9 protein-coding genes and 1 pseudogene are annotated in these 12,580 nt (G+C 64.9%); 4 read left to right on the top strand and 6 right to left on the bottom strand.

All coding sequences use genetic code 11. The features are described 5' to 3' along the window. On the bottom strand, positions 1-1,637 hold a 1,637-nt coding region (locus Q1B08_RS13185), incomplete at its 3' end, for a nucleoside hydrolase-like domain-containing protein (RefSeq protein WP_299819528.1). A 744-nt stretch (positions 1,638-2,381) separates the two neighbouring features. Here Q1B08_RS13185 and Q1B08_RS13180 point away from each other — a divergent pair. Next, positions 2,382-2,951 (top strand): helix-turn-helix domain-containing protein, encoded by a 570-nt coding sequence (locus Q1B08_RS13180; protein WP_299819525.1) that lies wholly within the window; start codon positions 2,382-2,384, stop codon positions 2,949-2,951. Between the two features lie 309 nt (positions 2,952-3,260). Further along, a complete protein-coding gene (locus Q1B08_RS13175; protein WP_299819567.1) occupies positions 3,261-3,416 on the top strand; it encodes a hypothetical protein in 156 nt (51 codons plus the stop codon). A 38-nt stretch (positions 3,417-3,454) separates the two neighbouring features. Here the strand turns inward: Q1B08_RS13175 and Q1B08_RS13170 are convergent. After that, positions 3,455-3,824: pseudogene (locus tag Q1B08_RS13170) on the bottom strand (transposase); the annotation flags it as partial. A 73-nt stretch (positions 3,825-3,897) separates the two neighbouring features. Then, the gene (locus Q1B08_RS13165; RefSeq protein ID WP_299819522.1) at positions 3,898-5,253 is read right to left on the bottom strand and encodes an oligosaccharide flippase family protein; all 1,356 of its coding nucleotides are present in this window, start codon (positions 5,251-5,253) and stop codon (positions 3,898-3,900) included. A 312-nt stretch (positions 5,254-5,565) separates the two neighbouring features. Here Q1B08_RS13165 and Q1B08_RS13160 point away from each other — a divergent pair, with 312 nt between their 5' ends. Beyond that, positions 5,566-7,980 carry an AMP-binding protein gene (locus tag Q1B08_RS13160; RefSeq protein WP_299819519.1) on the top strand — a complete coding sequence of 805 codons (2,415 nt, stop codon included), beginning with the start codon at positions 5,566-5,568 and terminating at the stop codon, positions 7,978-7,980. Positions 7,981-8,014: 34 nt separating this feature from the next. Here the strand turns inward: Q1B08_RS13160 and Q1B08_RS13155 are convergent, their stop codons facing one another. Genes Q1B08_RS13155 through Q1B08_RS13145 form a run of 3 tightly spaced genes read right to left on the bottom strand, consistent with a single transcriptional unit; the run spans position 8,015 to position 11,307 of the window. After that, positions 8,015-8,827: a CpsD/CapB family tyrosine-protein kinase gene (locus tag Q1B08_RS13155; RefSeq protein WP_299819516.1), complete on the bottom strand. Its 813-nt coding sequence runs from the start codon at positions 8,825-8,827 to the stop codon at positions 8,015-8,017. A gap of 48 nt (positions 8,828-8,875) precedes the next feature. Then, positions 8,876-10,420 carry a chain length-determining protein gene (locus tag Q1B08_RS13150; RefSeq protein ID WP_299819513.1) on the bottom strand — a complete coding sequence of 515 codons (1,545 nt, stop codon included), beginning with the start codon at positions 10,418-10,420 and terminating at the stop codon, positions 8,876-8,878. Then, a complete protein-coding gene (locus tag Q1B08_RS13145) occupies positions 10,417-11,307 on the bottom strand; it encodes an AAA family ATPase (protein WP_299819510.1) in 891 nt (296 codons plus the stop codon). The genes Q1B08_RS13150 and Q1B08_RS13145 overlap by 4 nt, the downstream gene beginning before the upstream one ends. A 501-nt stretch (positions 11,308-11,808) precedes the next feature. Between Q1B08_RS13145 and Q1B08_RS13140 the strand changes: the two genes are divergently transcribed. Beyond that, a complete protein-coding gene (locus tag Q1B08_RS13140; RefSeq protein WP_299819507.1) occupies positions 11,809-12,519 on the top strand; it encodes a sugar transferase in 711 nt (236 codons plus the stop codon). Positions 12,520-12,580: the final 61 nt, after the last annotated feature.

Raw genomic sequence — 12,580 nt, 5'->3', positions numbered from 1 at the left:
AAGGTCGCCTGGGCGGTGCCGCTGCCATTGACCTTGATGTTGGCGCCGCCCGCGCTCGCGCTGCGGTCCTCGTAGACGTAGCCGCCCGCGAGGTCGAAATCCTCGGCCTGCATCCGTTGCACGCCGATCGTCGTGCCCGAGGGCGCGGACGGTGCCGCGGGTGCGGAAGGCGCCGAGGGTGCGGAAGGGGCCGAGGGCGCGTCGTCGTTCGACGCGTCGGGCGCGGAGCCGCTGTCGGCCTTTGCGATCTCGATCCAGTCGAAGCGGGCGTATTCGCCGGCGTCGCTGCGGCCGACGAGCTCGATCGTGTCGCCGCGCTCGAGGTCGACACTCACCGAGGCGACCTCCTCGCCGTTGCTGCCGCCCGCGCCGTCCCAGCTCTTCACGGTCTCGCCGTCGACCCGGAGCGCGAAGCTCGCCCGGCCGTCATTCTCGTTGAGCCAGCCCGCGTCGATCTCGTAGCGGCCCGAAGCGCCGTCAAAGGTCGCCTGGGCGGTGCCGCTGCCATTGACCTTGATGTTGGCGCCGCCCGCGCTCGCGCTGCGGTCCTCGTAGACGTAGCCGCCCGCGAGGTCGAAATCCTCGGCCTGCGTCCTACCCGTCCTGATCATTTCATCCCCCGAACTTTCTGACGCGCCCCCCGCGTCGCTTTCCCCTAAGTCAACAGAATCGTTGTCTTTTCGTCCGGAGCCGTCCCTAGCACGGTCGAGCCGATCGGCAAAATCACCCCAGACTTCGCCGCGTTGCTCGTAAACGGTTCGGGCGCCGTCGTAGCTGCCGAGCCGGTCGCCCGAGCCGTCGCGGTCGTCCCAGGTGTTGTCGCCCCAGCCGTTCTTCGCGAAGGATCCGCCCCAGCTGCGGGCGCCGGGATTGTCGTTGTTGATTTCGTCGAGGACGTAGAGAAGCGACGGGGTGTCCCCCATCTTCAGTCCCTTCGCCGAGCCGCCGTTGCCATAGAGGTCATAGGAATAGACGTCGTGGAACAGATCGCCGAGCGCGCCGTGGCCGTCGACGTTGTCCTTGACCCAGTTCAGGTTCCGGCCGGGATCGTTCTGTCCGGAGGAACCGGCATACATGCCGCGGAAGCTCTCTTCGGCATTGATCCAGAAGAGATCGGAGTAGCGGCCGTCATTGCCGACCGCGTCCTTCATCCACTGATAGGCTTCGGGATTCACGCGATCCTGTCCCAGTCCGTAGATGCTGTAGACGCGGACGTTGTCGACGATGTCGGGCGCGGCCTTCAGCGCCGCGGCGATGTCGTGGACCGGGCCCCAGGCGAGCAGGTAGACCGGATCGTTCGGAGAAGCCGCGCGGGCCTCGTCGATGATGTGACGCGCGCCGCTCGACAGCGAGCCGGGAAAGTCCGGGTTGACCGAACCCTTGTGGATGAGGCCGCGCAATTCGGAAGTGGAAGGGTAGTCGCCGGTCTCGCGCAGCTTCGGCAGATCCCGCCCATAGGCGTCGATGATCCGGTTGAAGTGATAGTCGGGATTGCCGCTGCGATCATCCGTCATCGTGGAGACGAATCCGCGGTAATCCACCTCGTCGGCGTAGAGCAGGGCGTGGATGAACGATTGGGCGTCGTCCTTGTCGTCGCCACCGATGTCGGTCGTGATGATCACGCGGGGTTTGGCCAAGTTTCTATCCTCTTCGATATGCGTGCAAGCGAGGTCGAGCGCCCGCTTGGCGTTCCAGTGATGCAACCTGTGGTTGTGATTCTGGGTTAAGATGGAGTTAAGCGACCAGATCAGTGACTGGTCAGGTTGATCGGAGCCGTTATCGCGTCAGTGGTTTCGGACAGCATGGTTTCCAATCGGTTAAGACAAGAAACGGCATTTGACGTAGGGACATCCGGCTCTATCATCTTGTCTCGATACAGGTATTTTCGATCGGGACGGTTTGCTTAGGTTTTTGTCGGGAAACAACCGTACCCCCGGGCAGATCAGCGGACGCCCGCCCCCGCAGATGCGGGTTCTCGCAGAGCAATTGGAAAATTAGCCGATATACCGGATTGACATCTGGAACTGATTATCTTGAAAATTATGTAATTCTTGGAAAGCCGGTCAATTTCGTCATAGATTCAATGCATAACATACAGGTCGGAACTACAACCGTCATTGCGATCGCCGCGTAGTTTCCGTTTCGGATATTCCAATGGATTGGCGACGACGCGCCGATCAACGGCCGGCTTAGGATGGCCCGCGTTCCAGAAGAACTGTTCAGTATTTAGAATACTCGGCGGATTTCCGCACAATACAAGCGGGTTGTCGCAAGTGATAATTACATAATAATACTTGCAAGCGCACGTTTTGTTGCCGGGCCGATTCTATTCTGGCTTGCGACATGTCTCCGATCCTTCTGACGGATTGGGAGGAAGCACGATGGCGCATGTGGAGCTCGGGATCGAGGAACGACGGCATATTGAGCGAATGATGAACGCGCGCGTAGCCGTGGCGGAGATCGCGCGGAACATCGGACGTCACCGCTCGACGATCTATCGTGAGCTCAAGCGGAACAGGTTCACCGACGAAGAGAACCTGTATCTCGATGGCGACTACAGCTCGGTGGCGCAGACGATGGCGGCGCGACGCAGATATCGGCGGCGGAAGCTCGCAAGGGAGCCGCTGCTTCTCGCTTCGATCATCGACCGGCTGCGGGCTGGTTGGAGTCGGAGCAGATCGCCGGTCGGCTCCGGCGCGACGGCAGCGGCGTGTACGTCTGCCACGAGACGATTTACGCTTGCGTCTACTCGGACGAAGGCCGGGAACGGCGGCTTGCGCGCTTTCTGCCGTACCGGCGCAAGAAACGGCGCGTCCGCCTGGGTCGCAAGCCACGTGCGGCGGTGTTCCCGGAGAACCGCTCGATCCATCGGCGGTCTGAAGCCGTGGCTGGACGCCAAGAGTTCGGCCATTGGGGTGAGGCGTGACCGTGGCCCCGGCGGGGCCGCGTAAGCGCGCCGAACGATCTGATGATCTTCCAGCGCAGCCATGGAAACGCCAACGTCGCGACGGTGATGGAGAGAAAGACGCGCTACGTGGCGCTGTATCGCAACGCAGATCGGCGGTCGCGCCGGGTCCTGGGCCGACTGGCCGGACTGCTCGGTCCCCTGCCAGCGCCGGCCCGCCGCTCGGTCACGTTCGACCGAGGACTCGAATTTCTGGCCTGGCCCAAGCTGACGAAGGCCACCGGGATCGACGTCTGGCTCGGACGACCCGCAGGCGCCGCATCAGAAAGGTGCGGTCGGGAACGCGAACGGCCGCGTGCGGCGTTGGTTGCCCTCGGAGACGCCGGTCGCGGACCTGACCGAGAACGCGCTCACGAAGCTCTGCGCGCGGCTCAACGGTACGCCACGCAAATGCCTCGGCTACGCGACCCCGGCGGAAGCCTTCGCCGCCGAAATGAAACGGATCACGTGAAGGATCAAAGACGTGTCGCAACCAAGCTTGAAATTACACAGCTGCATGGCCAGCGCCTTCTGGCGTCGGCAGAGCGTCGAGAAAACTAGAACCGGCCAATCGAGGCCCACGAGCCGCAGCAGGCTTGCCACGAAGCCGGTCGTCTGCCGCAGCGGCAGGCCGAATAGGACCTTCACCGTCAGCTGTCAGGCACGCTTGGATCGCGCTCGTCGGGGAAACGGTCCCCCGGGCCGTTTCCTGATCCTCCTCACCGCTATAGACTGGCTCCGCGCCGCGCTTGCCCGAAGGCGCCGCATGCCACGGCGTCGACGGGTCGAACCAGACCTTCAGCGATCCGCGATCACGCAGCGCGGCGTTGTAGGCAGACCAGTTCAGAGTGCGGTAGCGGATGGGCGCGGGCTTGGACATGCCACCCAACTATGCCGCGGGACTCGCGATGTGAATCCCGGGCAGCCTTCGTGCAACAACGCCGTAGATAGGCCTAGAGCAGCTGCTGAATCTTGTCCCAATGCCATGCACAGGCCAGCCCGGTTGCCGTGAGTCCTCCGGACATGAGGACCAGATCGCCTCGAATGTCCCAGCTTCCATAGCGCCGTAGAAACATGGCCAGAAGCGGATAGGTCAGGAGTTGGGTCAGACCGATAGCAAGCGCCGCTCCGACAATCCCGGTCGACATGACGAAGACGTACATGAACCCTGTCTGGAGCACCGCATTCGTGACGTTCATGATCATGACGCGGAAGGAATCTCCCTTGGCGAGAACCGCGTGCATGACACCGCTGAACACAACAAGTGGCACGTTTGCCATGCAAAGGATCACCGCAATCGGACCGGCCAGGACGTAGCGGTCGTCGTAGATCAGGGAGACGAACCACGGAGCGATCATTGCCATGGAGACGTTGAGCGCAAGGGTCCCGCCTACGACGAGGCGCCGGGCCCGGAACAGGTTCGCCCGGTTCACCGGATTCTCGGATGGGTGGCGCATCCGGTAGAGCGGAAAGACGATCGAGCCGACTACGGAGCTCGACAGGGTCGAGGGCAGCGTCGCGAGCGTGAAAGCGATCCCGTAGATGCCCAGAAGGTCGATCGGGATGGCCAAGCCCAGGATGGCCCGGTCGCTTTGGGAGATGGCGAAGGTCGCAAGCGTGCTGATGAAGAGGAATTTTCCGAAGGAGAAAATCTCCCGCATGTTGGCCGGGTCATAGCGAAACCGGTTCCGGATCCCGGGCACGTATCTCTGGTAGAGGAAGAGCATGACGACGGCATGGAAGATCGTTCCGATCGCGAGCGCCCAGACCGATTGCAAGATGTAGGCTAGGATCGCCATGGCCGCAATCTGGGCCCCCTGCGCGATGAGGGTCATCCAGGAATAGCGGGCAATCCGCATGTGCCGCTGTGCGGTCAGCACGTTAGTCGTGTGAAATCCCTTGACGAGAAGAGAGAGACCAGCGACCGGCAAGATGCTCATCAGAAGGGGCTGGTCGTAGACCTCTGCCATGGGGAAAGCCAGGGCACAGGTTATCAGCCAGAGAAGGACGCCGCGCAGGACCTGCATCGTCCAGACGGTGTTAAGAAAGTCCTCGTCGTCGCCGCGCGGGTTCTGCATGACCGAAATGCGCAACCCGATATCCGACATCAGCGTCATTCCCGACAGGACGACCTGCACGAGGGCCATCAGCCCGAAGGCTTCGGGAAACAGCAGGCGCGTCAGGACGAGGTTCGAGGCGAAGCGCAGGACATGGCCAGCCCCGACCGTCACAACGGAGATCGCGGTTCCCTTTAGAGCACGGTCACGGATGCTGTCGCTGGAGACGAAGGTTCTGAGGCGAGCTATCACGTGACCGGACCAGTTCGGGAAGGATCGAGAGTGCTTCGGCGAATACGAGGCGCTTTGCTAAGGAAGCGTCTCCACGCATCAATCCCGGGATGCAAGCTTGCCCGGCGTAAGCCGAATAGGAGCGCCGAAGGAAAGGTTGTCGCTTCACGACCTTCCGATGCACCGGCACAATTGTAGATGCTGCCTACAGAAGCATTTCCTTACATTTAAATAGCTTGCTTGAGATTATCGTTCCAGGCGCGAACCGGGCTTTAAACGTCGTCGACCATCCACGCGAGGCATTCCTCAGCCGTCGAAGTGGACGTTCTTCCCATGAAGCGACTTTCTGCTCCCGTCCATGCCCTGCCTGCCCGCAACGACGTCGCGTTCCTTGGCGCGGTCTTCGACCATCTCGAGGCGAGCCGCCTTTTCGCCGTCGTGCGACCCGACGTGGCGACGCATCCCGTATTGACAAAGGCGGTCGAAGTCGACGTCCCGGCCGCGAGCGGAGCATGGTTCGACCGGCCCCTCGCCCTATCGCATTCAGACGAACCGGCGCAGATCGTCTTTTCGTCGGGGACCGAAGGCCTGCCCAAGGCCATCGTGCTGAGCCGCCGGAACCTCGACAGTACGGTGGAGCGCCTCAACGCGGCGATGCGCGTCACGCCCGAGATTCGCGAATACGTGGGCGTCCCGGTGGCCTATTCCTTCGGGCTGGGACGGGTCCGGGCGGTCGCGGCCGCGGGCGGGCGGAGTTACATCCCCGCGGCCTTCGATCCGATCGAGCTGCGCCATCTGCTGGCAGCGGGCGAGGTGAACGCCGTCTCGGTCGTGCCGAGTCTTGCCCGGGTGATCCTGCGTGCCGCCGATCTCTTCGCGCCGGTGGCCGACCGGGTCCGCTGGATCGAGATCGGCAGCCAGTTCATGACCGGCGCGGAGAAGTCCGCGATGCGCGACCTCTTCCCCCGGGCCCGGATCGTGCAGCATTACGGGCTGACCGAGGCGTCGCGCTCCACCTTTCTCGACATCTCCGAAACCGATCCGGACGCGCTCGATTCCGTTGGCGCGGTGGATGGCCCGGTCGAGGTCCGGATCGACGCGACGGGCCGGATCTGTCTGCGGGGGGAGCACGTCGCGCTCGGCCGGCTCGACCCGGAAGGTAGGCTGCATCCGCTCACGGACGACGAGGGCTGGTTCGTGACCCAGGATGCGGGCGCCATCGAAGGCGGTCATCTCCATTACCGCGGCCGGCTCGACGACCAGATCAACCTCGGCGGCATCAAGCTGAGCGCCGAGGGGCTGGAACGCGACATCGCCGCCGCCCTGCCGGCGCTCGAGGGCCGCTTCGCCGTGGTCGGCGTGCCCGATCCGATGCGCGGCCATTTGCCCCTCGTCGCGATCGAGCGCGGGACGATCGAAGCGCCGGAGGTCGCGCGGCCCGTGATCGTCGCGGCGCTGGCCCTGCGCGGCGTCACGGCGGGCGACGCGTTCCGGCTTTGCGAGGTGGACGCCCTGCCCCGGACCGGGTCCGGCAAGATCCGGCGCGCGGCGCTTCGCCGGGACATGGAAGCCGAGCCGACGGAGGCGGGCACTCCGTCGACTCCGTCCGCGCATGCGAAGCCCCGCACCGCGCTCGAGGTGTTCCGCGCGAACTTCCCCGGCCGGACGGTGACGGACCGGACGCGCTTCGTCGACCTGGGCGGGGACAGCCTCACCTATCTGGCCGTCGCGCTCGATCTGGAGCGTATTCTGGGCGGGCTGCCGGAGAACTGGCAGGAGGTGCCGGCGGGCGCGTTGGAGGCGAAGGCCCCCTCGCCCTTCGCGAGCCTCGACACGCCCACCCTGATCCGCGCGCTCGCCATCTGCCTTGTCGTGATCGGCCATTTCGGCCTCTTCGACTACGGCGGCACGGGGGCCTTCGCCCTCTTCTTCGTTGCCGGGCTGAACTTCGCGATGTTCACGATCCCGGCGGTCGAGCGGACCGGCGATGTCGGCGCGATCTTTACCCTGCTCTTGCGGATCGTGGTGCTGACCTGGCTCGTCGGCCTCGCGATCTGGGCCGGGACGGGATACGGCGATCCGCTCGCCTACACGCTTCTGGGGAACTGGATCCGGCCCGACATCGCGGGGGATGCCTGGTTCATCGACGCCTACGTGCAGGGCCTGACGCTTCTGTCGCTGCCGCTCTTCTCGGCGCGGTGCCGTGCGGCGCTGGCCGCGCGTCCCTTCCTTCTGACGCTCGGGGCAGCGGTGGCAGCGGTCGGGATCATGGTCGCGAGCGACCGGATCTGGGACACCGACCATTTGTTCCGGCGGCTGCCGCACCTGCTGATGTGGATGTTCCTGTGCGGCGCGGCGATGCATTTCGCACGCGGCCTTCCGGCGCGTCTCGGCACGGCAGGGGTGTTCCTGCTGGGCTGGATCGCCTTTTCAGGACCCGAGATCCGGTTCGTCGTCGTGGCGGTGCTGGCGATTGCGCTCCTCCCCGCGGTGAGCGTGCCCCGCGTGCTGACACCCGTCCTGCGGCACGTCGCCAACGCCTCGCTGATGATTTATCTGACGCACTTCCAGATCCGCGGCCTGCTCGAGAAGATCACGGGGACCCTGCCGCCCCTCGTCGCGGTGGTCGTAGCCGTCACCGGGGGGACGCTTCTATGGCTTCTTTACCGGCCCGTGGACGCGTGGGTCAGGCGCGCGATCGAGACGGTCGGTCGGAATGTTCCGGTTCGACGGCTTCGTCGGGCATAAGGTTCCAGAAAAAACGGCGGCAGCGCCCCGCGGCTCAGTCCCCGCCCTTCCCCGCGTGGCGGTAGGCGTTGAGGACGACGCCGAGGACGTTGGTCTGCTCGGTGATCTCGCGCTCGCAGGTGTCGAACTGGGCGTAGCGGGTGGTGTTCGCGCGGGCGACGATGAGGGCGCAGTCTGCGTTCTTGAGGAAGGCACGCGTGTCGTCGTTGACCAGCATCGAGGGCAGGTCGAAGATCATCAGGTCGGGCCGGTAGCGCGCCTCGATCTCGTCGAGGACATGCGCCGTCTCTTCTGCCAGTAGCAGGCGCGCGGGGTCGACCTCGGCGTGCTGGGCCATCGAGACGGCGATGTTGTCGCCGAACCGCATCGCCTGGTCGGCAAAATCGACCTCTCCCGACATCACCCGGCCGATCGAGGCCTGCGGGCGGACCTGCAGGACCTCGTGCACCGAGGGGTCGCGCAGGTCGAGGTCGAAGAGGATCGCACGCAGGTCGCGCTGCCGGCCGAGGCCGAGCGCGAGGTTGCAGGCCATCGTCGTCTTGCCCGAGCTCGGCATCGGCGAGGTGATGGCGAGCCGCTTCCAGCCGTTCTGACGCATCTGCAGGAGCGCCTTGGTGCGCAGGATGTCGAAAGGCGCGGCCGCGCTGTTGGCCGCGCGGCTGACGATCCGGTTGGTTTCGAGCAGGGTATTGTCGACGTCGAACGGAGCAAGCTCCCGCCAGAGGACCGACAGGCTTTCGCCGTCGCCCGGCGCGATGCGGCGCCCGCTGGGGGTGGCGATCCGGCCCTTCGGAACGCCCGACCGGGTCTTGCGGGCCGTATCCAGAGCGGCTTGCAGTTTTTCCATCTCGGTCTCAGATCCTCGATTCGGTTCTCGGGTGGGGCGGGCCGGCGCTCAGCCCAGGCCGAGCCGGTCCAGCCCCTTCTGGACCACGAGATCCAGGGGCAGATAGGTCTGGTCGATGTACCACAGGGCGATCGGCACGCCGATCACCACGATCAGCGTGGCGGCGACGAGGCTCGCGCGGCGCAGGAACCGATGCCGGCGGCTCTCCATGTAGGGGATCGAGGCGAGCGGCACGATGCCGAAACGGCTCTGCACCTCTGCGGGGCGGCGGATCGTCCGGTTGAGGAACTCGAGCAGCACGAAATAGGCCGCCGCGAGCCCGATCCCTGCCGCCGCACCGGCCAGCGCGACCTTCGGACGGTTCGGCCCCGAAGGCTCGTTCGGGACGCTGGCGTTCTCGATGACGGTGACCCGCTGCCCTTGCGCCGTGGTCTCGATCCGTTCGCCCAGGCGGGCGGCGTTGAGATTCTGCACGGCGGACTGGTAGCGCGATTGCGTCGCCTCGAAATCGCGCTCGAGCGCGGCGAGCTGGATGCCGTTCGCGGAACTCGCGGAGATGGCGGCGGCGAGGCGGTCGAGCTCGGTCTCGGTCGATTCCATGTCGGCAGAGAGGTTCTCGATCCGGCTGTCGATCTCGGAGAGCGTTGCCTCGAGCATGGCCTCCTCGGGCGTCTTGCGCTCGGCGCCCTCGGGCATGCCTGCCTCGATCTGCGCCTCGACCACGGCTTCGAGGCGGTCGACCTGGTTCTGCAGGCGGATCACCCGGGGATTGGTGTCGGTGTAGTCCGTCTTCAGCAGTCGCAGTTCGGCGCGTGCGGCGATGAGCTGCTGCTCCTCCGGGGACCGGGGCGCGATGTCGCCGCGGACCGAGCCGGTGGTCTCGAAGATGTTGATGATGTCGCGCCGCTGGGCCTGGGCGGCAGAGAGGTCGCGCTCCGTCCGCGAGAGACGCTCCTGCAGCAGGGTCTGGCGATCGAGGCGGTAGCCCTGGTCCTCGGGCAGCGCGTCGGCGTTCTCGGACTTGAAGGTGACGATCGCGGCGCTCTTCTGGCTGAGCTCCTCGCCGAGGCGGCGGGCCTCCTCCTGGAAGAACTCGAGGGTGTTCTCGGCGCGCGACATCCGGAACTCGACATTGGTCTCGAGCATGAGGGTGACGTATTCATTGACCACTGCCTGCACGATGCGGGCCGAGCGTCCCTCGAAGCCGATCGTCATCAGCGTGGCCTCGTCGCGCCCGCTGGAGCGCCGGATCTGCGTGTTGCCGCGCATTGCCTCGACCACCTCGTCGGGGGACATCGCGCGGATATCGGCGAAGACGTCGAAGCGGTTGGCGATGTCGATCAGGTTGGCGCGGGTCATCAGCCGCTGCTCGATGATGTCGAGCTGCTCGATCGCGTTCGACTGCACCGTCGAGGCGGCCAGATCGTTCGAGATCTGCGGTGATTCCACGAGAAGCCGCGCGGAGGTGGAGTAGGTCTCGGGCAGCTTGAGCGCGGTGATCACGCCGAGCCCCGAGCAGACCAGTATGAACAGCGCCATCATCGGGAAACGCCGCAGGAACAGGCTCCAGTAGAAGCGAAGATCGAGGTTCATTCCGCGGCCTTTCCGGCAACGCCGTTCTCGAGCGGGTCGGTGAGCAGCAAGGGTCCGGTCCTCGTCTTGAGCACGAGCCCGTCATTGACGAGCTCCTGGACTGTGTCGGAATCGACCTCCTCCTGTCCGGCGCTTGCGGCGTAAACGAGCGAGAGGTCGCAGAGCTTGTTGATGATCCGCGGCACCCCGTCCGACTCGCGGTGGATCGCCGCCACCGCCTCGGGGGTGAACTCGGATCCGTCGCCGCCCACATGGCGCAGGCGGTGGTCGACATAGGCGCGGGTCGTCTCGAGATCCATCGGATCGAGGTGGTAGCTCGCGGAGACGCGCTGCGCGAACTGCCTGAGCTCGGGCCGGGAGATCATGTCGCGCAGCTCGGGCTGGCCCACGAGGATGAGCTGCAGGAGCTCGTCCTTGCCCGAGTTGATGTTGGTGAGCATCCGCAGCTCCTCGAGCGTGTCGAAGCCGAGATTCTGCGCCTCGTCGATGATCAGCACGACCCGCCGGCCGGAGGCGTATTCGTCGAGCACGAAGTCCTGCAGCCGCTGGAACAGGTCCACGTAGTCGCTGCCCGCGGGCATGTCGTCCACATCGAGGGCGTTCAGAACCCAGCGGAGGAGCGCACCGCGGTCGCCCTGGACGTTCGACAGAAGCCCCGCCGTCACCTCGTCGTCGAGCCGGTCGAGCAGCGCCTGCACCAGGGTGGTCTTGCCGATCCCCACCTCGCCGGTGACGACCGTGAGCGGGGCGCGCGTCATGAGGCCGTATTCCAGCACCGAGAAGGCCCGCAGATGCGCCTTGGACCAGAACAGGAAGTCCGGGTCCGGCGACAGCGTGAACGGCCGTTCCCGAAAGCCGAAATGTGCGCTGTAGAGGTCGGTGGTCACGGAACGGAAGCCTCGTGAGGAAGGAGATGAAACGCAATGTGCGGGCGAACCCGCTAAAATAGAGTCTACACTACAATTTTGGCACGGTCGGGACCACCCGCAATCCGTTCCGCCCGCGTGATGAGGGGGTCGGGTGTTTCCCGACCGCGGAACCGGCCAGCCTGACCCTACCGCTTTGATTCGCCCCGGATTTCTTCCAGCGAGCACGGAAACCGGACTGAACGCACTGAATTCCCTGCAAGTTCCGCCTGTTCAGAACTGACGTGGCGTTTCTTCGATCACGTTCTGCGGGGGGTCTCCGGAAACCGCTCGAAACGTTGCGTTTCTGCAATCTTTGATGCTTCGCGTAAAGAAGGCTTTGCGTCGATTTTTAGAGATGTTAGAACGACATCGTGCCGATTTGGCGCGTGGGATTGAACCGTTCCGGGGGGAAGCGAGTCAGTCCCGGGCTCGACAATTTTATAAAAAGGCCCGGGTATTTTTCTCCGGGGGTTCTGCAATATGGCGATGTTCTCGACGACGTTGGAGACCGCGAAGTCCTACCCGGTTCTCTCGAAGGCCCTTTCCCCTGTTCTTAACAAGGCCCCCGCCCGGGCCGGTCGCACCTCCCCCTACCGGCGTGCGGGCAAGCGCGTCTTCGAGACGGTCTTCATCCTGGGCACCGCGCCGATCACGCTCGTGGTGCTGGCGGTGATGATCCTTCTGGTGGCGCTCGACGGGCACAATCCGTTCTACAGCCAGATCCGCGTGGGCCGGGACGGACGGCATTTCCGCCTGTGGAAGCTGCGCACGATGGTGCCCGACGCCGATGCGCAGCTGGCCTCCTATCTGGCGGCGGATCCCGAGGCCAAGGCCGAATGGGACGCGAACCAGAAGCTCAAGAACGACCCCCGCATCACGCTGGCGGGTCGCGTCCTGCGAAAGACCTCGCTCGACGAGCTGCCGCAGCTGTGGAACGTGCTCAACGGCACGATGGCCCTGGTCGGCCCGCGCCCGATGATGCTCAGCCAGCAGGACGAGTATTGCGGCGAGGCCTATTACCGGCTGCGCCCGGGCATCACCGGCCTGTGGCAGGTCTCCGAGCGCAACGAGGGCGAGTTCGTCGGCCGCGTCCGCTTCGACGACGTCTACGAGCGCACGCTGTCCTTCCGGATAGATATCTGGATCATCCTGCGCAGTGTGAGCGTCGTCCTGCGCGCGACGGGTTACTGAACCGCTAAAATTCTAGGACGAATTGGGCTGATTTCGTCGCCTGACCGTGACCGGCCGAGTC

Source organism: uncultured Jannaschia sp. (genome assembly GCF_947494025.1).
GTDB lineage: Bacteria > Pseudomonadota > Alphaproteobacteria > Rhodobacterales > Rhodobacteraceae > Jannaschia.
The sequence above is the reverse complement of the archived record's forward strand: the minus strand, read 5'-3'. Positions and strand labels throughout refer to the sequence as shown.